General features: G+C 45.0%; 17 protein-coding genes. 7 read left to right on the forward strand and 10 right to left on the reverse strand.

Going from position 1 to position 20,671, the window contains the following annotated elements; genetic code table 11:
* Positions 1-20 precede the first annotated feature (20 nt).
* The 5 genes from L1D22_RS04435 to gap all read right to left on the reverse strand — a co-directional run bounded on the left by L1D22_RS04435 (position 21) and on the right by gap (position 4,710).
* Positions 21-374, reverse strand: a complete 354-nt coding sequence (locus L1D22_RS04435) for a hypothetical protein (protein WP_017630993.1) — start codon at positions 372-374, stop codon at positions 21-23.
* Between the two features lie 237 nt (positions 375-611).
* Positions 612-1,571, reverse strand: a complete 960-nt coding sequence (locus tag L1D22_RS04440) for a ChaN family lipoprotein (RefSeq protein WP_239828829.1) — start codon at positions 1,569-1,571, stop codon at positions 612-614.
* Between the two features lie 75 nt (positions 1,572-1,646).
* Positions 1,647-2,462: a 23S rRNA (guanine(745)-N(1))-methyltransferase gene (rlmA, locus tag L1D22_RS04445; protein WP_239828830.1), complete on the reverse strand. Its 816-nt coding sequence runs from the start codon at positions 2,460-2,462 to the stop codon at positions 1,647-1,649.
* 125 nt (positions 2,463-2,587) lie between these two features.
* Positions 2,588-3,472, reverse strand: a complete 885-nt coding sequence (locus L1D22_RS04450; protein WP_239828831.1) for a D-hexose-6-phosphate mutarotase — start codon at positions 3,470-3,472, stop codon at positions 2,588-2,590.
* A 242-nt stretch (positions 3,473-3,714) separates the two neighbouring features.
* Positions 3,715-4,710 (reverse strand): type I glyceraldehyde-3-phosphate dehydrogenase, encoded by a 996-nt coding sequence (gene gap / locus L1D22_RS04455; RefSeq protein ID WP_239828832.1) that lies wholly within the window; start codon positions 4,708-4,710, stop codon positions 3,715-3,717.
* 319 nt (positions 4,711-5,029) lie between these two features.
* Here gap and msrB point away from each other — a divergent pair, with 319 nt between their 5' ends.
* Positions 5,030-5,467 carry a peptide-methionine (R)-S-oxide reductase MsrB gene (gene msrB, locus L1D22_RS04460; protein ID WP_128644369.1) on the forward strand — a complete coding sequence of 146 codons (438 nt, stop codon included), beginning with the start codon at positions 5,030-5,032 and terminating at the stop codon, positions 5,465-5,467.
* A 151-nt stretch (positions 5,468-5,618) separates the two neighbouring features.
* Here msrB and L1D22_RS04465 read toward each other — a convergent pair whose 3' ends face one another.
* A complete protein-coding gene (locus L1D22_RS04465; protein WP_239828852.1) occupies positions 5,619-6,425 on the reverse strand; it encodes a DUF2989 domain-containing protein in 807 nt (268 codons plus the stop codon).
* 113 nt (positions 6,426-6,538) lie between these two features.
* Between L1D22_RS04465 and L1D22_RS04470 the strand changes: the two genes are divergently transcribed.
* Positions 6,539-6,820, forward strand: coding sequence for a DUF1315 family protein (locus L1D22_RS04470; protein WP_010437067.1), 282 nt, complete (start codon positions 6,539-6,541; stop codon positions 6,818-6,820).
* A gap of 144 nt (positions 6,821-6,964) precedes the next feature.
* On the opposite strand, the gene ansA is transcribed toward L1D22_RS04470, so the two are convergent.
* Together ansA and sppA are read right to left on the reverse strand one after the other, a co-directional pair.
* On the reverse strand, positions 6,965-7,981 hold the full coding sequence (gene ansA, locus L1D22_RS04475) for an asparaginase (protein WP_239828833.1): 1,017 nt from the start codon (positions 7,979-7,981) through the stop codon (positions 6,965-6,967).
* Positions 7,982-8,099: 118 nt separating this feature from the next.
* Complete coding sequence (gene sppA / locus L1D22_RS04480; RefSeq protein ID WP_239828834.1) at positions 8,100-9,950, reverse strand: signal peptide peptidase SppA; 1,851 nt, start codon at positions 9,948-9,950, stop codon at positions 8,100-8,102.
* Positions 9,951-10,494: 544 nt separating this feature from the next.
* Between sppA and L1D22_RS04485 the strand changes: the two genes are divergently transcribed.
* From L1D22_RS04485 to L1D22_RS04495, 3 genes are all read left to right on the forward strand, one after another.
* Positions 10,495-12,504, forward strand: a complete 2,010-nt coding sequence (locus tag L1D22_RS04485; protein ID WP_048660802.1) for an NADPH-dependent 2,4-dienoyl-CoA reductase — start codon at positions 10,495-10,497, stop codon at positions 12,502-12,504.
* Positions 12,505-12,710: 206 nt separating this feature from the next.
* Positions 12,711-13,259: an NAD(P)H nitroreductase gene (locus L1D22_RS04490; RefSeq protein WP_017070328.1), complete on the forward strand. Its 549-nt coding sequence runs from the start codon at positions 12,711-12,713 to the stop codon at positions 13,257-13,259.
* A gap of 114 nt (positions 13,260-13,373) precedes the next feature.
* On the forward strand, positions 13,374-15,386 hold the full coding sequence (locus L1D22_RS04495) for a DNA topoisomerase III (protein WP_239828835.1): 2,013 nt from the start codon (positions 13,374-13,376) through the stop codon (positions 15,384-15,386).
* 18 nt (positions 15,387-15,404) lie between these two features.
* Here L1D22_RS04495 and L1D22_RS04500 read toward each other — a convergent pair whose 3' ends face one another.
* Together L1D22_RS04500 and L1D22_RS04505 are read right to left on the reverse strand one after the other, a co-directional pair.
* On the reverse strand, positions 15,405-16,406 hold the full coding sequence (locus L1D22_RS04500) for a DUF3080 domain-containing protein (RefSeq protein ID WP_239828836.1): 1,002 nt from the start codon (positions 16,404-16,406) through the stop codon (positions 15,405-15,407).
* Positions 16,407-16,413: 7 nt separating this feature from the next.
* Positions 16,414-17,100: an SDR family oxidoreductase gene (locus tag L1D22_RS04505; protein WP_239828837.1), complete on the reverse strand. Its 687-nt coding sequence runs from the start codon at positions 17,098-17,100 to the stop codon at positions 16,414-16,416.
* A gap of 261 nt (positions 17,101-17,361) precedes the next feature.
* Between L1D22_RS04505 and L1D22_RS04510 the strand changes: the two genes are divergently transcribed.
* Both L1D22_RS04510 and L1D22_RS04515 read left to right on the forward strand, forming a co-directional pair.
* A complete protein-coding gene (locus L1D22_RS04510; RefSeq protein ID WP_239828838.1) occupies positions 17,362-18,282 on the forward strand; it encodes a histone deacetylase in 921 nt (306 codons plus the stop codon).
* A gap of 194 nt (positions 18,283-18,476) precedes the next feature.
* The gene (locus tag L1D22_RS04515; RefSeq protein WP_239828839.1) at positions 18,477-20,603 is read left to right on the forward strand and encodes a methyl-accepting chemotaxis protein; all 2,127 of its coding nucleotides are present in this window, start codon (positions 18,477-18,479) and stop codon (positions 20,601-20,603) included.
* Positions 20,604-20,671: the final 68 nt, after the last annotated feature.

The raw sequence follows: 20,671 nt of genomic DNA on the forward strand, positions 1-20,671 counted from the left end.
AGTGTAGAGTGAGGGTGACGTTAAATCAGAGCGAGAAGAATGCCACCAACGGTTGCCGCTGCGGACAGGTATTGCCCTGCTGAATAAGAACCATCGTCTTCTTCTTCAATCTTATCAGGGTGATCCATACCTAATGCGCCGTGAGCAAATGACTCAACCTTATCGGTCACGGTTTCGTTTTCCGCTTCGATTTTCTTCGCTTCTTTATCGATTTCTTTAAGAGCAGATAATAGGGCTTTGCCCTCATCAGAGAGCTTAACGGTATTTTGCTCAACCTTAAGAGGGGCGGGCTTTTCAGCTTCGGTACTCTTGGTTTGTGTGTTCATTTGCGAAGGTGAATACAGCTGAGTGTTACTCGTTCCTACTGGCGTCATATCGCTCTCCTTACCTATCCTTAAATATAGTATCGGCAGAGGTGTGAAAAACTTGTGCAATTAATCATCGATAGTGATGTTTTTTATTCGCACATTATATTTTCTTCTGCTTAATCAAAACTGCTTGGTATTTAAGCAATTCCTATGCCGATATTTATATTTGTCGTGGAGCGTTTTTGAGCAAACTCTTAAGGTGTCAGACTTAAACTTAAATAAGCTTAAGTCTGACTCGCGAGTTTAATCGCACTTAAGATCGGCGCCACGCTTAGACAGGTGCTTGTATGCTTTCATTCGGTTCTCTTTTTGAACAAAGCGCGCCGGTGGAGAAAGTACTTTTAGTTGGTAATCCGTCGTATCCGACGAGAACTCGGCAACCGGGCTGATAACTGCCACTTTTAGATCAGGGTTACGACGTAGAATCGAAGCCGCTGTGCCTAAACCACCTTCTGTGTGGAACTTACCCGCTACATGAATTACCTGTTTATTTGGGTTCGATGCTAAGTAATCAACGATTGATTCAGCCATGGTCTCGTCCCAGGTAACCTGAGCGGCAAACTGCTTTTCTGTTTGCTCTGGCGTACCGTGATGCATAGAAGCCATGAACTTTTCTTTGTAAGGGCTATCGCCATTATTAACCTCAGTCGCAACCCAATCTCGTTGTTCTGAAGAAAGCTGCTCTAGGTAAGGTAATCCCTTACGGCCAATACACTGAACGAAAGGCTTTGGAGCGTTTGCTGCGATAACATCTAAATCATTCGCTTTAGCAAACTCAACCAGTGCGCGGTAATCACTTTCGTAATTTGGCCAAGCAGCTGCTTTGGAGATAAGCACTTGCTCACCAATTTCACCGTTTAAGTATTGGTTTAGCGTGTCTTGATGCTCTCGAGTGAATTGTTCCATTGAAAGCGCAATGTTTGATGTTGCGTTGCGGCGCGCTTTTAAGAAGTCGGTTTGGAAACGATGAATTGCCGAGTGAGTGTGCCATTCGCCAATCAGAACCACATCAGCGTCAATCAACTGCTCAGGTAAAGCATTGAGAGAGAGCGTTTCACCTTTTGGAGAAGCAAACTGGTAATCATAGAATGTGGAAAGGGTGTCCGTTTGCGTGTTAGCCACTTGTTGAGAAGTGTTGTTTGAAGGTTGATTAGCACAGGCCGTAAGCAGGGTAGCTAATCCGATAAGAATAATACGTTGCATGAAATGCCTCCTTGAAGAACACGCATATTAAAGGAGGCAAGATGACATTTCAATGCAAACGATAATCAATATCAGTTAAATCTGTTTGCGATACACTCTCAGCATAAAGTCCGCTTCACAGTTGAATTGCTCAGCTTCGGTGAGTTGTTGTTTAAACTCTTCTGTCGCTTTCCAAGCAAACGGCGTCATCTGTAGCAGGTCGAATGCATCTGACCCCGATAGTTCCATCATATAGTTTAGTTGCTCTTGGTGTTCAAGCGTAAAACCTTCGATCACTTCTGGATCTTCGTCATGCAAGCGAACGCCATCATAAATCGCATCACGCAGTTGGTATAGGTGTCGACTGGCTGGTGTCACGGTGATCACGACACCATTGTCTTTGATGGTACGTTGCAGCTCTTCAGCCTTACATGGCGCGTAAATGCGCAGAATGCCATCTAAGCTGCTTTCAGCAAAGGGTAGGCGATGGCTAGAGGCAACTGAGAAGTCGACAGCAGGGTAGCGCTTAGCGGCGTATTTGATAGCAACCTTAGAAATATCTAAGCCAAAAATCGCACCGTTATTATTTTGAAGATTCAACGCGATTTCGTTGGTGTAATACCCTTCGCCACAGCCAATATCCAACAGGCTAGGATCTGTGTCTGGCAGGTAGCTAGAGCATAAGCCAACGACTGCTTGGCGCATTGGATCGTAATGGTTACCTTCAAGGAAGCGACGACGTGCCTGCATCATCTCTTTGTTGTCACCAGGATCTTTTGAGCGTTTGTGGTGTGCTGGCATCAAATTGACATAGCCTTCTTTCGCTAGGTCGAACTGATGGTTCTTTTCACACTTAAACGTACGATCGTGTTTAGATAAAGGTTGGTGACACAAAGGGCATTGGTAAGTCATGACGATCTCAGAGGCATATAGTTGGGCGCAGATTCTATCAAAAAGGTCAGCATCAGGCTAAATAAAAAGGCCGGAGTGAACCGGCCTTTAATGTGTCTTGCGTAGTGAACTGATGACTGAACAGGTTATTGAACAGAAATCGTTGTAATCAGCTGGTGGCTTTCGCCAGGCTGTAACGTTTTGCCTGCTTCTAGGCTTGGTGCGTGCAGTGTTGATTCTACGCAAAGCATGGTTAGGTAACCGTCGTCTTGCATATCACCCATACTAGTAGCGCCTTCAGCCCACGGGTTCCACAATACTGCAGAGTTATGGCCGTGGTTTTTAACCGTTAGAGTACGACCCAGCTTCTTATCAGCAACAAAGATTTGCGCTTCTGGCTGAGTGTAAACACGGTCAATTGTATCGGTTAGCACAAGCTCAGCACCACTTTGGCAGATCTTGCCACCTTGTAGGCTATCTATGTACTCAGCGCCCATACCAGTGGTCGTTGTATTGTGGATATCGCCAACGTTTAGGTAAGTGTGTAGCGCGCCAGAGAAAGTCCATGGCTTTGAATCTGTGTTCTTCACATCTAATGTTACTTTTAGCTCATCGCCAATCTCAACATTCAAACGCGCATCGAACTGATGAGGCCATACTGCTAGTGTTTCTTCGCTTGGCTTCAGACCTAAGCTAACAATCACGCCAGCTTCGCTTTCACGGTGTTCAACCAATTGCCATTCACTTGAACGTGCAAAACCATGTGCTGGTGCTGCAATGCGACCAAACCAAGGCCAACATACTGGAATACCACCGCGCAGTGCCGTTTTGCCATCAAACTTAGCTTGTTGGCTCATCCAAATAAGGTCTTCTTGGCCTTGTGGTTGGAACGACACAACATGACCGCCAAATAGTGAAATCGCTGCGTTTGCTTTATCGTGGATAACGCGAACCAGTTTTACACCTTCGTGTTCAACGATAGTGACATTGTCAGAAAGTACAGCCAGTGCAGATAGAGTTGATAAATCCATTACATGATCCTTCTAAGGAAATTGAATTCAAATGCTGACTAGAACGGTGCTTGTGCTTTCATGAGTAACAAGCTGAGTCAGTATTAGAATTGAATTTTGCGTTTGGGCTATCTCGATGAACTTAGATAGACGCGGTTTAAAAGATAGCAGGTATTAAAAAGGCGACACTAAGGTCGCCTTTTTCAAAGTCTGCTCAAAACAGTCTTCGCTAATGCTTATCTAAAGCTATTTCTAAAAAGAAATTACTTAGAGATGTGAGCGATTAGGTCTAGAACTTTGTTTGAGTAACCGATTTCGTTGTCGTACCAAGATACAACTTTAACGAATTTGTCAGTTAGAGCAACACCAGCTTTAGCATCGAATACTGAAGTGTTAACTTCGCCGATGAAGTCTTGAGAAACAACTTGGTCTTCAGTGTAACCTAGAACGCCAGCCATTTCGCCTTCAGAAGCTTCTTTCATTGCAGCACAGATTGCTTCGTAAGATGCAGCTTCTTTTAGGTTAACAGTTAGGTCAACTACAGAAACGTTAGCAGTTGGTACACGGAAAGCCATACCAGTTAGAAGGCCGTTTAGTTCTGGAAGAACAACGCCTACAGCTTTAGCAGCACCAGTTGAAGATGGGATGATGTTTTGAGAAGCACCACGGCCACCGCGCCAGTCTTTAGCAGAAGGGCCATCTACAGTTTTTTGAGTTGCTGTAGTAGCGTGAACTGTAGTCATAAGACCAGACTCAATGCCCCACTTATCGTTAAGTACTTTAGCGATAGGTGCAAGACAGTTAGTAGTACAAGAAGCGTTAGAAACGATGTCTTGACCAGCGTAAGATGCTTGGTTAACGCCCATTACGAACATTGGAGTTGCATCTTTAGAAGGACCAGTAAGAACTACTTTTTTAGCGCCAGCAGTGATGTGCTTACGTGCAGTCTCGTCAGTTAGGAAAAGACCAGTTGCTTCAGCAACTACGTCTACGTCGATAGCATCCCACTTAAGGTCTTCTGGGTTACGTTCAGCTGTAACACGTACAGTTTTACCGTTAACGATTAGGTTACCGCCTTCAACTTCAACAGTACCGTTGAAACGGCCGTGAGTTGAGTCGTACTTAAGCATGTATGCCATGTACTCTACGTCGATTAGATCGTTAATACCTACTACTTCGATGTCTGCACGCTCTTGAGCTGCGCGGAATACGAAACGGCCGATACGGCCAAAACCGTTAATACCTACTTTGATAGTCATTGTAGTTGCTCCACAACTTAATTTCTGATTAAAGATAACTGGTAGTAAAATTACAGAATCCAGTATACATCTGCAATAGATAATCCGACTTAACTTGTTTAATGTCAAAAAAAAGCGACGCTTTTCTTAACAATTGGGTGTAAGTGGTTGAAAATTGACCATTGCAAGTGGCTCTGTACCCTTCCAGTTGGGTAAAATACCCCTAAATGATGATTCACTTATGAGTGTATATGTACAATGTTTTCTAGTGAGAAAGTATGTGCTACAAAACGACTCATATGCAAGCCTTTATAGAAAAAAGTAAATATAATAAATGAGAATGTGGAGAGATATTAACGTGATTCAAAAGGGAGAAAATATGATAAAGCCTGATGAATACTGGCGTGAACGCCTATCAGACGACGAGTTTGCAGTGTGTCGTCAACGTGGTACTGAAGCCCCATATAGCGGTAAGTTACTGCACAACCAAGACACTGGTGTCTATAGCTGCACATGCTGCGAAAGCCCTTTGTTTCTGTCGGACAACAAATACGACTCTGGGTGTGGTTGGCCTAGCTTTGATGCACCAGTGAATGACGAAGCAGTACGCTATATAGAGGATCTAAGTCACGGAATGAAGCGTGTAGAGATCCGTTGTACCGCTTGTGATAGCCATTTAGGTCACGTTTTTCCTGATGGACCGAAGACAACCGGTGAACGTTTCTGTGTTAATTCGGTGTCGTTAATTTTCAACAAAAATGACAAAAGTACGAAATAACTTGTAACTATTGTTTAATCCTTACAGGTCGCATTTGCTGATCGAATAATACTGAATTGCCCAAGACTTCAGAATTTCAGAGTTAACTCTAGTACAAATAAAAACAGCTACCATCATGGTAGCTGTTTTTTTATGTATATAGACGGTGTGATCAATAACTCGGGACGATCGCTGGGCTGTAGACCCCATCCTCAATAGCCTCGACAATTTTGTCGGCGTCTTTATTTAACTGTTTGTATTTTGAATCTTCAAAACGATAGAGAACGGCCAGTTCCGCTTCTGATGCAATCGGCACATCAAACTCTTTGGCAACCATCGCCCAGACATACGCTTTTTCCATATGACCCAAACTATGGTTGATGCTGGCCATCGACTTAAAGATCTCAGTATTGACGGCAGAGTTGCTCGACAAAGTTAAAGCATTATTAAGCAGCTTAAGTGTTTTTGTGTGGTCTCTGGTGGTATAGAAGGTAGCTAGGGCGTATTGCATATCTGCCGTGTTTAATGCCTCCGTTCCTTCTAACTGTAAGAAACTGCGCCTTGCGTTGGTATCGCCTGTTTGCGACCACAAAAAGTAGAGTGTTTCAGGCGTGTCTGATTGAGCGAGCTCTTCAACAATGCGTTCAGACTCTTCAATGCTGTGCATTAAAGAGGTAAAGCGGCGTTCTTGCAGTTTAGATTGGTCAATCGTTTCAATCTGTGCGGCAAGCTCTAGGCACTTTTTGTACGCTGTGACTAACTTGAACTCTTTAATCTTGTTGATTTCGGTAGGTTGCTTTTGAACTTCAAAACGATGCCAGATTAAGTCGGTACGTGCGACACGACATTGCCCATCGTTCATGTTCAATTGTTCACACTGCAGCCCCGGGTTACTTTGGCACAGTTGATCGGTATTTTTGTTCCCTTCAAGACACCCAACCAGAGTGAAAGGCAATAGGCTCATCGCCAACCATTTCATAATTTTCATATTCCTTCACTTGTGATCAAATACACTTATTTTCGGTCAGGTTCTTGACTCAATTCTGTTACGGGTTATTTTCTGGTGAAAATTGTTAAAACTAAGGCTCTACCATGGATGCAGAACAACTTCTTAGCGCAATGACACCCGAGGTCTACGAACGTTTAACTTACGCAGTTGAGACGGGTAAATGGCCAGAAGGTACGGCGCTCTCAAAAGAACAGCGCGACTCGTGTATGCAGGCGGTTATGTTATACCAATCTAAACATAATTCTGAAGCTCAGCACATGACAATTGCAGCTGGTGGTGAGATTAGCTTTAAATCTAAGTCTGAACTCAAGAAACAGTTTAAGTCAGACCAAGAAGATATTGTTAGGGTTAACCCGAATCATTAAGCCTAAATTACAACAAAGGGGTGGCAATGTGCCACCCCCTTTTAATGTTAAGCCGTTTATTTATAAGCAGTAAAACGATTTAGTTCACGTAAAATCGTTTTATTCGCATTCAAGCGTTTTATTTATTCGCATTTAAGCGAAGGCTTATAAGCTCATCTCACCACGCAACACTTGTTGCATCTGAGTCTTCACTTCTTCGTAGCTTAGGTTTTGGCTTAATAGGTAGTGTAACTTCGCCAGTGCCGCTTCTGGTGTCATATCATAGCCGCTAACAACGCCAGCTTCTGCAAGTGCACAGCCTGTCGCGTAACCACCCATGTTCACTTTACCCGCCAAACATTGAGTCAGGTTCACCACAATCACACCACGCTCAGATGCGTCTTTTAGGTGTTGAAGTAATTCTGGGTTTTGTGGGGCATTGCCGACACCAAAAGTAAGCAGAATCATTGCGTTAACAGGCTGTAGTAGCGTGTTACGGATCACTTCATGTGAGATGCCTGGGTACATAGTGATTACACCAATAGGTTGCGGAGTAATGTTATGAACCTTGAACGCACCTTTAGGTTGCTCATTTACCACAACGTTATTGCTAATTTGGATATTGATACCGGCTTCTAGCAATGGGCTAAGGTTTGGAGACGTAAACGCATTGAAGCCATCAGCATGAGATTTGGTGCTGCGGTTACCACGCATCAACTTGTTGTTGAAGAACAGTGTCACTTCATTGATTGGGTAGTTAGCTGCAATGTGTAGCGCATTTAGCAGGTTCGCTTGTCCGTCTGAACGTAGCTCTGCCAGAGGGATCTGAGAGCCGGTTACAATCACAGGTTTGCCAAGGTTTTCTAACATGAACGACAGCGCAGACGCGGTGTAGGCCATTGTGTCAGTACCGTGCAGGATAACGAAACCATCGTACTTATCGTAGTTCGCGCGAATATCATCAGCGATCGTCTGCCAATCCAATGGTGTCATATCTGACGAATCCATTAATGGAGAGTATTCATGAATGGTGTATTCAGGCATCTCTGGGCGATGGAATTCAGGCATGCCAGCGAGCTGCTTATCCATGAAACCTGCGACTGGAACATAACCGTGGTCAATAGACTTTTGCATGCCTATTGTGCCGCCGGTGTACGCGATATAGATGTGTTTTCTTTCCATGGCGATTAATACTTAGTGTGATGTAGGGAACAGGTGGGCGATTATAGCGAATTATCATGCAATAAAAAGAGGCGCCTAACACACAGGCACCTCTTGGTTTATGACTTATTGATTTAACTTATTGAACTTGGCAGTTTAGACAGAAAGCGTAACGGCCTTGTGGGTCGTTAAAGTTACCGAATAGTTGGCTATCTTGAGCTAACTGCTGCGTAACAGGCTGTAAACTGCTTGGAATCATTGACTGAATATCTAGACCAATCGACATCTGAACTTGGTTCATAAATTCTTGAATAAATTGTTCAGTTGCTGAAAGTGGCTTTTCTACCCAGTAAATGTTGTAGCTTTCAAGCTCTGCAAGTGTAGCTGCTGTTGCAATCGCATCGTCAAAGTCACCAATCTCATCGACCAAGCCTTTCTGCATTGCATCTTGACCTGTCCATACACGACCTTGAGCGATTTCGTCGACAGCATTCACGTCCATGCCGCGATTTTCTCCAACCAAGCTGATGAAACGGCGGTAACCATTTTCAATACCCATTTGGAAAGCGTCTTTAGCGCCATCAGTTAAGCCAGTAGTGATACCAAGGCCAGAGAAAGGTGACGTGCCCACGCCATCGGTGTAAACGCCGATATCGTTCAAGCCTTTCTCAAAGGTCGTGATAACACTGAAGATACCAATCGAGCCTGTTAGTGTGGTCGGCTGAGCTAAGATCTTGTCTGCGCCCATTGAGATCCAGTAACCACCAGAAGCCGCAAGGCTAGACATAGAAACCACTACAGGTTTACCTGCTTGTTTGATCGCTTCGATTTCATTGCGAATAACTTCAGAAGCAAATGCACTACCACCTGGGCTGTCTACACGAAGCACAACTGCTTTTACTTTGTCGTCATTACGAGCTTGGCGAAGTAGCGCTGCAGTGGTATCACCTCCAACTGTGCCACGAGGTTGTTTACCATCCATAATAGCGCCGCTTGCCACAATCACAGCAACGTCGTGTGATTCACTGTTCATGTCTGGAAGCATAGTGGTACGGTATTCGTAGTAACCAAATGCGTTGTAGCTGTCTTGACCGTCACTGCCGAACACGTCTGCAAGCTCTAGTCGGACTTGTTGGCGGGTTGCTAGCTCATCCACTAAGCCCAGTTTTTCGGCCAGTTTCGCGATATCACCATCGACAGACTCAAGTTCCTTCAGGAAAGTGTCCATGCTTGGGTTCAGCGTTTTCGCGTCGATTTGGCGGTTGTGGCTCACATCATCAACGTAAGCACCCCATAGTTGGCCTAACCAACGAGAGGCGGATTCTTTTGCTGCGTCTGACATGTCATCACGAATGAAAGGTTCGATGGCAGACTTATAAGTACCTACACGGAACACATGTGTGTTCACGTCTAGTTTTTCTAATAAGGTTTTGTAGTAAAGCGAGTAAGCGCTGTAGCCTTTAAGAAGCACACCACCGTCTGGCGATAAGTAGACTTTGGTCGCGTAGCTGGCTAGGTAGTATTGGCTTTGGTTGTAAAAATCACCCACCGCATAAATCGGCTTACCCGCTGCTTTGAACTCATTCAGTGCCTTAGCAATGTAACGAAGCTTGGTCAGGTTAGTTTCTGGTAGCTCTTTAAGTGCTAATACAATGCCCGTTACGTTCTCGTCATCTTTGGCATAGCGAATCGTTTCAACGATATCAAACAGCACGTTCTCTTTCGGAAGGTCTTTGCCAAGCAGTGAACCTGTCACGGAATCCATCGGGTTGATATAGCGGCTTTGTTCTACAATCGGACCAGAAAGGTTAAGCACCAAAGCTGATTGCTGTGGAACAGTTGGCTGAGCCGTATCTGAGTGGAAGTACACAAAGTAGATGATGGCAATACTGAGTAAAAAGATGATGTTAACAAGCGCAAGACGCACAAACGTAATGAGCTTCCAAATCCCTTTAAAGATCATGCCTATAAATTTGAATATTTTTTTCATTCTGTCTCCGCAGTGAGATCACGTCGCTTTAACAAGCAGTAGTACCATTAATCTCAATAATATGAACTGCTTAGTATCCTACGATAATTCCCAAGCTCAAACTACACCAAGAATTGTTAATCGATATATATTCTCATTAAGTGTAGTCAGAATAGGGGCTTTTGACCTTTCGTGGTTAAGTTTTGTTCGAGATAAAATCGTTTTAGACGCGGCGAAGAGTATGTAGCCTAGTCATTCTAAGCAAATATTCTTCAACAAAGCATAAAACGATTTTAGCCGAACCCTTCGGGCAGCCCTTGTGGTTCATTTCTACTGCGTTATCGGCTTTTCATGTAGGCCAGCTACACGTCAAAGCCTCTTCCTTGTATAAATTTCCCACAAGATGCTGCAAAACCCAGCTCGAAAGGTCAACAGCCCCTAGGGCTTCTGAACGATTAATACGCTCTGCATTATGATCGGTGTTACAAAAATGTAAACGGCTGTTTGAACTTTTGGTGATTGAACTATACTGTGGTCAGACCACAAGGATAAAATAATAGAAGTGATGTCTGCCATGTACCCACATTTACTTGAACCACTCGATCTTGGATTTACTCAGTTACGTAACCGTGTATTGATGGGATCAATGCACACAGGTTTAGAAGAAAATAAAGAAGGCCTACACAAACTTGCCGCGTTTTATGAAGAGCGAGCAAAAGGAGGCGTTGGTCTTATTGTTACCGGTGGTTTCTCTCCTAATTTACGTGGCAGATTAACCCCATTTAGTGCTGAATTCAGTAAAGTAAAGCACGCCAAAGCGCACCAAGTTGTTACCGAAGCCGTCCACAAGCACGGCGGTAAAATTGCGCTTCAACTATTGCATGCTGGTCGTTATGCGATGCACCCATTCGCGCAAAGTGCTTCTGGCATTAAAGCGCCAATCGCTAAGTTCGCACCCAGTGAGATGAGCCCTCGTCAGATCAAAAAGACCATCGGTGCTTTTGCCAACAGTGCCGAGCTCGCTCAAGTCGCGGGTTACGACGGTATTGAGATCATGGGCTCTGAAGGTTACTTGATTAACCAATTCATCTGTAAGCGTACCAACATGCGTTACGACGAGTGGGGCGGCTCTTACGAGAAGCGTATGCGTTTCCCGCTAGAGATCGTCAAATCGATTCGCGAAGCGGTGGGTAAAGATTTCATTATTATTTTCCGCTTGTCGATGCTGGATTTGGTTGAACAAGGTAGCACCTTTGAAGATGTTGTTCTTTTGGCTCAAAAGCTAGAAGAAGCGGGCGTGACTATCATCAATACTGGTATTGGTTGGCATGAAGCTCGTGTTCCGACTATCGCGACGCAAGTACCACGAGGCGCATTCTCTTGGGTAACCGAGAAAGTGAAACCATACGTGTCGATCCCAGTAGTGACATGTAACCGAATCAACACACCAGAAGAAGCAGAACGTATTCTTAGCTCTGGGCAGGCTGATATGGTGTCTATGGCTCGTCCTTTCTTGGCGGACCCTGATTTCGTCAACAAAGCAGCTCAAGACCAAGCTCAGTTCATCAATACCTGTATCGGTTGTAACCAAGCTTGTCTGGATAACGTGTTTAAAGGTAAACGCGCGAGCTGTTTGGTTAACCCACGTGCTTGTTACGAAACTGAAATTGTTGTTCAACCAGCGCAAGCGACTAAGACCATTGCGGTAGTCGGCGCAGGCCCTGCCGGTTTAGCTTGTGCGACGACGCTAGCGCAGCGTGGACACAAGGTTGACTTAATTGAGAAAAATGACCGTATCGGCGGCCAGTTTAGATTGGCAATGCAGATCCCGGGCAAAGAAGAGTTTAGAGAAACGATTCGTTATTTTGCTAACCAAATCGACGCATCGGGTGTGAATTTGAAATTGGATACCGAAGCAACGTTTGAAATGTTGTTGAAGTACGATGAAGTTGTGATGGCGGCTGGCGTAGAGCCAAGAAAGCTCGATATTGAGGGCATTGATCAAGAAAACGTGGTCGATTACCAAACCTTGATTCGCGAAAAGACACCAGTAGGCGAAAAGGTCGCGATTGTTGGTGCCGGTGGTATCGGTGTCGATGTGGCAACCATGCTGACAGAGCCGACTTCACACAGCCTAGACGATTGGCTGCATGAGTGGGGTATCGATAAGAACATGGAACACCCAGGTGGTTTGTATCCTTACCCGGATTCATTCAGCGACAAAACGGTTTGGGTGATGCAGCGTAAAGCGGGGCGCGTTGGTAAAGGCCCGGGTAAAACCACAGGTTGGATTCATAAACGTACGCTAGAAAAGCGCGGCGTGAATCTACTGGGTGGCGTGAGCTACAACAAAATTGATGACCAAGGTCTGCATATCAGTATTGGCAAGAAAGAACAGGTACTTGATGCCGATTCCGTTATCGTGTGTGCAGGTCAGGTGTCAGTTCGTCCATTTGAAGATATGTGGCAAGAGTTTGGTGGCAAACTGCACGTGATAGGCGGTGCCGATTATGCCGGTGAGCTGGATGCAGTACGTGCTATCCGTCAAGGTGTTGAGTTAGCTATTAAGTTATAGAATCATCTATCAAACTGTAATCTTATCGGTAGATATTGTTACTTAATTTGCTGAGCTAGATTTTGAACAAGGCTCCTAAGTCATCGATTTAGGAGCCTTTATTGTTTCTAATCTAGCCCAAATTGACAGCCGTTGAGATTTATTATCGTTTGTATTCTGTGCTAAAGTTCAACTATACAAACAATAAAAATTAGTAAGGACTTCAAATGGATGCTTTGGATCTATTGCTCAACAGACGCTCAATCGCAAAACTCTCTGATCCAGCACCTGAAGGTGTGGCGTTAGAAAACATCATTAAAGCAGGGCTGCGCGCTCCAGACCACGGTGCACTAACACCTTGGCGCTTTGTTATCGCGCAAGGTTCTGGTCTACAAAAGCTTTCAGACATCTTGGTGCGTGCCGCTGAAGCGGATGAAAGCGAAGAAGCGGTTATCGAGAAAGTAAAAAAAGCGCCGTTCCGAGCTCCGATGGTGATCACCGTGATTGCTAAAGTAACCGAGCATGAAAAAGTACCAGCGATTGAACAACATCTTTCTGCAGGTTGCGCTGCTCAAGCGATGCAAATGGCTGCAGTCGCACAAGGTTTCCAAGGCTTTTGGCGCTCAGGTAAATGGATGTTCCACCCAGAAGTACACCAAGCATTCGGTCTAGAAGGCGACGACGAAATTGTTGGCTTCCTATACCTAGGTACGCCGGGCTGTACACCAATGAAAGTACCAGAGCGCGACTTCTCTAAGTTTGTTGAGTTCCTATAAAGAGCACTGAAGCTGAATAGTGGAATGCTAACTGTATAAACAACCAGTTTTTCTTGATTTATTAGGGTCACATTAGATAATGTGGCCCTAATTGTTTGTAGCATCTGGAAAAACATGTCTCGCCTTATTATTGCTGAAAAACCAAGCCTCGGCCGCGCGATCGCCGCTGCACTGCCTAATCCACAGAAGAAAGACCAAGGGTTTATCAAATGTGGTAATGGGGATGTGGTGACTTGGTGTATTGGACACTTGTTGGAGCAGGTTGAGCCAGATGCTTATGACGACCGTTATAAGAAGTGGAACTTGGCCGATCTTCCTATTGTGCCAGAGCAATGGCAGCTAAGACCTCGTAAGACTTCAAGCAAACAGCTCACGGTGATCCGAAAGCTATTGAAGGACGCTACTCAAATTGTTCACGCCGGAGACCCGGATAGAGAAGGGCAGCTGCTGGTTGATGAAGTGATTGATTACTGCAAAGTCTCTAAGGCTAAGAAAGAGTCGATGGACAGGCTACTGATTAGTGACTTGAACTTACCTGCCGTAAAACGTGCACTTTCTCAAATGCGCAGCAACCGTGACTTTATCCCACTATCAATTTCAGCTTTAGCGCGCTCTAGAGCCGATTGGCTGTATGGTATGAACATGACTCGCGCCTATACCTTGCTTGGCCAAAAGGCCGGTTACCAAGGGGTCTTGTCGGTAGGTCGAGTACAGACTCCAGTACTTGGCTTAGTGGTGAGACGTGATGAAGAGATCGAAAACTTCATTCCTAAAGATTATTTCACTCTGCATGCCTTGATTCCTTATCAAAACAACGGCCAGAGCTTTGATATTCGAGCGCGTTGGAAACCAAGCGAAGCATGTAAACCTTGGCAAGATGAAGAAGGCCGTGTGCTCAATCGAAAGTTGGTTGAAAACGTCGCTCAGCGCATTGCGAACCAACCTGCAACAGTGACGGAATCAGAGCAGAAGCAAAGTAAACAAGCTGCGCCACTGCCTTATTCGTTGTCTGCCTTGCAGATTGATGCCTCCAAACGTTTTGGTATGAGTGCTCAGCAGGTGTTAGACACTTGTCAGTCTTTATATGAGAAACACAAACTCATTACTTACCCACGTTCCGATAGCCGCTATCTTCCTAAAGAACACTACTCGCAGCGAGAATCAATTGTAGACGCCATCGCCAATAATGCGAAAGAGCTGCAAAGTGGCGCGCAAGGCGCGGATCTTTCACTGAAATCAAAAGCATGGAACGACAGCAAGGTTGATGCTCACCACGCGATTATTCCTACTCCGAAAAAATCATCGGTGAATGGTTTGTCTGCCAATGAGATGAAAATCTATCAACAAATCGCCCGCCAGTATCTGATGCAGTTCTACCCACCGGCTGTGTTTGCGGACGCTAAGTTAGTGTTTGATATTGCTGGTGGCGTGTTCATCGCAAAAGGACGTCAGCTTATCAACCCGGGTTGGAAAGTGCTAATGGGTAAAACTGACACTGAAGAGAAAGGTGACGGTACTGATACGGTTCCACCGTTAGATAAAGGAACCGTGTTGACCTGCCGTGAAGGTGTCATTGGTGATAAGAAAACCGAACCACCAAAGCACTTTACAGAAGCGACATTGCTTCAAGCGATGACAGGTATCGCGCGTTTTGTCGCGAATAAGGACCTGAAAGCTATTTTGAAAGAGACTGATGGTCTTGGAACAGAGGCGACCCGAGCGGGCATTCTGGATACGTTATTCAAAAGGCAACTGCTAACGCGTCAAGGTAAGAGTATTCATAGTAGTCCTGCAGGTAGAGGTTTGATTCATGCCCTACCTGAGGATTCGACCTTTCCGGACATGACAGCACACTGGGAACACCAGTTACAGGGCATGGCCGAGCGTAACCAAGCGTATCAACCTTTCATGCAAGCGCTGGAAAGCAAGATTGATGGCTTAATGGGGAGAGTGAAAACAGGTGAAGTGCCTGAATCACTCCGTCATCTCCCTAAAGTCGAGAGACCCGCTTTTAAACGTCGCAAAGGTGGCGGTACGAAGAAGTCTTATGCCAAGAACGGTTCGTATGCTAAGAATGGCTCGTATGCTAAGAAAGGTACTTCCGCTAAAAAGGGCACTAAGAGCTGATAGTTGTCAGTATCGGGGTTAACGCCCCACCTTGCGTCCGCAGCGTTTAAATAACTGTTGCCAATACTCCACATGGCGGCGAGTTGATGCACGAAAAGCTTGATGTGTATCTTGGATGGGAAAGTAGTAGCTGTGAAGTTCTGGCTGAGCATCAAACATAACCAGCTGCGATGCTAACTGCTGATAATAGCCATCGAGTTGTGCCATGTAAGGCTGAACCTTGCCAATATACTGTTGTTCGAACACATTGTTGAGATAACGAAACTTAGTGGTGTCTCGTTGTTTCCCGCAAATGATATTGGCATCAAAAGTTGTGAGTTGTTTGGTGATGGTATCGAGTTCAACCGAGGCTCGCGCGAGTGAGTAGTACAAATCTCCAAGCGTTGAACTCTTCTCCAGAACTTCTTGAACCTCAATGGTTTTGCCCGAAATGAGCGATGTGTTTAATGCTTGATTGATATGTTCTAGGGCGTCACTTGTCTGTCTCACTTGATCGCCAATATCAGCACGTAACCACTGACTCCCCCGCATTTGCGACTGCATAGCATCACTGGCATAGATGAGATTCCATTGATGTAGTGGAAACTGTGCGAGTTTCTGTTGCTCAATTTCTTTTAGTAATTCTACGATCTCTGGGTCTAACTCGTTGTTAGCTAAACATTGCCCCACACCTTCCAATAGAGCGACCTGATAATCGTAATTACGGAACTCGTCCGCGACTTTTCCGAGTACTGAATTTCTCTCAGCAATCAGGTTGAAAAGTCCACATTGGCGAAGCTGATAGCTGTCGATGAGCCCAATAGAAACTGAGGGGACGTTTAACAATAGCTCTCGCTTTCTTGGCAACCCTTCAAACTCCCATTCTTGTTTGAGCTCCTCAGCATCTTGCACTCTTGCTACCTTGGTTTGATAGTCATCGAACAAGTCTCCAGGGCCTTCCCCAAAACATCCTCCGAGCACCACAGTGATTAAAAGCAGTGGTGAGCGTTGTACGAAGTTTGGAAGAAGGCGAAGATTCATGGGTTACCTACCAGTCTATTTCACTGCCATCGAAATTGAAGAAGTGACCACTTACTTTGGTATTGGCAGATTCGATGACCTTGATAAGGCCAGATGCCGAAGTGTCTGTATCGATTAGAGCATTTGGCCCACCCATTTCGGTCTGTACCCAACCAGGGTGTAGGGCTAACACAGTAAAGCCATTATCGGTTAGGTCGTTGCTTAAACTTTTCACTACGGAGTTGAGAGCTGCTTTAGACGAACGATAGATGTAGCCACCGCCAGAGGTGTTCTCTGTCATGCTACCTACTCGAGAAGACAAGCAAGCGACCTTTTTCACGTCACTGTTTTCTAGAACAGGTAATAGCGCTTCGACAAGCTTCAATGGCGCAATCGTGTTGACCTCAAAAACGCGTCTCCACTCTTCTACATCAGTGTTACCCAGTCCATAACCTTTAGGGCCGTAATAGCCTGCGTTGTTGATCAAGATATCAATCAACGGAATTTGAGAAGGAAGTTGGCTCACCGCTTGGTAATCGGTTATTTCTAACTGAATGCAGGTTAGGTTGCTGTTGTGCTCCGCGAGTGAGAGCAGCTCTGTTGCTGAATTGGCATCACGATAAATCGCGTACACCTTATGGTTACTTCGCAAATATTGTTGAGTCAAGCTTAAGCCAATGCCTCGGTTTGCTCCAGTAATAAAAATAACGCTCATGGTGATTCCTTTTCAGTTCAATTAGTTAAGTGTGATGGCTTAACACGAGAAAATCAACGGTCCACCAACTGGCCATTAGCATTCCGACAAAAATCATTACTGCTGTCGCTGAGCCACAGATCACCCCAAGGGTAAGTATTAGGTTTTTCATTACTTTCTCTGAATATCATTAAAGATAATGATAACTGTTATCTTTAATTTGGGTTGTCGCCAAGTCTGAGGCTGTTATGATTTTGAGAAAGATAAGCAATTAACTCGATTATGATTCCTTTAATTTACCACCCAATTTATTCCCAGCTGCCTTTACCAGAAGGCCATCGTTACCCAATCAACAAATACCAGCTGTTACATGGCGCGGTTGAGGCGCTAATAAATAGCGATCCACTCTGGAAGAGTAAGTTTGAAGTGTTCCAACCAGAGGCGGTTTCGGTAGAACAAGTCAAGCAGGTCCACGATAGTGACTATGTCGATTTGCTTGTTTCTGGAAACCTGCCCGCGGCAAAGATGAGGCGTATTGGCTTTCCTTGGAGTGAACAACTTATAGAAAGAACGCTCTATTCCAGCGGGGGAACTTGCTTGGCCGCAGAAATGGCGATAGAGAGTGGTTTAGCGATTCATTTGAGTGGTGGCTACCATCACGCGCATCATGATTTTGGCAGTGGTTTTTGTCTGTTGAATGATCTTGTGCTGGCAGCAAAGCACGCGTTGACCTTTGAGCACATAGATAAAGTGTTGATTGTCGATAGTGATGTTCATCATGGCGATGGCACAGCGACTCTTTGCCACGATAGCGATGAGATTATTACTCTGTCTTTCCACTGTGATAAAAACTTCCCGGCACGTAAACCTCTGTCGGATTTAGATGTGCCGCTAAGTCGTGAAACTGAAGATGAAGAGTTTCTAAGGTGTTTCGAACAAGTGACCAAGCTGGCGATTACGCATCACCAACCTGACCTTATCATCTATGATGCGGGCATCGACATCCACCAAGATGACGAACTGGGCTATTTGAATGTGTCTACACAAGGCATATTTGAACGCGATTGCTTCATGATTAACTTAGCAAAATCAGAGTCTATTCCAATGGCGTGTGTTGTTGGAGGAGGCTATCGAACACAGCATCAAGATCTGGTTCCTATTCACATGCAATTATTGAAAGCGGCTCATCATGTTTACGATTAACTTCTCAAATTAACCACTGTAACCTCATTAAAAAGGTGATAAAGAAGAAGTATCTGTTGCACCAAAAAAGACACGGTTTGCACCATCCTGATGCGAAAAAATCACTTTCTTATTAATTGGTTACGTATTTATGTGATTAATTCTGGTCTGTAAATTGCTTTACCCACATGAATATAAAAACACAAGGGGTGTAAATGAACCTGACGGACAAGGAACGCAGTTGGCTTAATTGGTTTGGCGCAACAGGGAAACTGGCAATGCGTAGAGCCTGTTTTCTAAATCGAAGCAGGACGGAAGAGGTCGAGCAAACATTTGAAAGTATCGCCCATACTCGAGTTCAACTTCTTCATAATTGGGTGAAGAACCAATGGGATTTTTTAGAGGACTCTGCCGTTTATTTAGCAAGTCGAACGGAAGAGCAGGCGGAAAGTACATTATCAAGTCTTCTTAAACGTGGCACGGATTTCTCTGAGCTGGCGATCGTCGATTCTAAAGGTGTCGCGCAAGCATCGAGTTATCACGACCATATCGGAGCAACTCTTGCAGATAAGAAGGCTTTAGTCGAAGGAGCATCGAAGCGTTATCTACACGGGCCGTATATGGACCCACGCACGTTGAACGTAGGAGCTTCGAGTTCATCGTTTCATGATCAAGTCACGCTGATGTTTTATGTGCCCTTTTCTCGGGACGAAGGGACTCAGCAGTTCTTATGTGGTCGTGTTCCTAATGATGTCATTGGTGACATTATTCAGCGAGAAGCGGGGCATATTTATAGTGAGTCGGGTGATAACTATATCTTTATGGTCGACTCTATTCATGACCCTCAAATTCAGCCAGGTGTTGCGCTCTCTCGCTCCCGCTTTGAAGATAATACCTTTTCACATGGCGAGAACTTAAAACAAGGGATTCATACTGATTGGGGAACGGTTAAGATCCAACAGCACACTGAATTTGAGATTCGCTTTACGGACCCTGCCACGAATCAACTTCATCCCGGCGTAAGAGAAACCATCAAAAATGGCAGCAACCTGTTTATTGGTTACCCGGGGTATTCCGACTATCGCCACATCCCCGTTATCGGCAAAGGTATTACTTTTCAGCTAGACGGTTCACCAGACACTTTCGGCATGATGTGTGAGTCCGACTTAGAAGAGGTCTATAGAGACCGAAGCCTCAGTTACACCTTATCTAAACATTTTATTGGCTGCATGTTACTGCCTCTGTCTGTTCCATTATTGCTTGCTAACTTTTATACGTTAACCCCTCTTCTGCACGGTGGTGTCATGTTCGCTTGCGCGCTTCTCGCTCTCGGTTTATTCCGTCTAGTGAGTGCTAAACCACTAGCAAATAAAGTCCATGAAATGACCGGGGTGATGCAAACGTTAGCCGAAGGTGATGGGAACTTAAGTCGGAGACTCGACCCAACCACATTCAGTCATAATGAACTTGGTAATTTGGGGCGATGGACTAACAGCTTCATCGATAACTTAGATAGCACGGTGAGTGACTTGATTCATGCGAGCCACGAAGTTAGGGAAGTATCGGAATCGATGTTTCGTCGCAGTGTCGTGATGAAACAAACCAGTGATGATGCATCACTGGCACTCAGCAATATGTTGGACTTAAGTCAGTATCAACAGAGTGAAATTACACATGCGACCGTTTCGGCAACGCAAATGGATACAGTAATGAAGCAAGCTGTTCTTAATGCGGAGAAGGAATACAATCAATCGGTTGAAGGTATGGAAGTTGTGCGGAATATCGTAGAAAGCTCAGCCCACAGCGTGAATGAAGTGAATAATGAAATGACCAAAGTGTCAGACATTATAGACATCATTACCGACATTACTGCGCAGACTAACCTTCTAGCATTGAACGCGGCCATAGAGTCTGCAAGAGCAGGTGAACATGGAAGAGGGTTTTCTGTGGTTGCCTCTGAAGTGAGAACTCTGGCTGACCGTACTTCACAAGCTGCCAACCATATTAGTGACCTAATGAAAGAGCTGCATACCAAGTCTCGCAGCGCAGTGGAGTCTATGGAGAGAGGTGTTGAGAACGTGAGTAAAGGCAATTTAACTGTTGACTCGAACGCCCGCAGTGAGCAAATTCAAGCAGCAGTGGCCGATCTCTTTACGACCATGTCAAACCTAGATGAGAACAGTCAGAAAAATGGACAAACGGCAGACAAAGCCCAACGTTCTATCTCTGACCTACAACTGTCGACGAAACAACTCGCACGCCGAGTTTCGTTAATGGGTAATGCATTGAGCCGCTTAGACCAACTGATAGGACGCTTTGAAGTGAGCCGAAAGGTGGCGTAGTGAAAAGGCTGTGTAAGCCTGATACGTAAACTTCAGATACAAAAAAAGCCGCTGATTTCTCAGCGGCT

It is taken from the genome of Vibrio sp. Isolate34, assembly GCF_022397915.1.
Classification (GTDB): Bacteria; Pseudomonadota; Gammaproteobacteria; order Enterobacterales; family Vibrionaceae; genus Vibrio.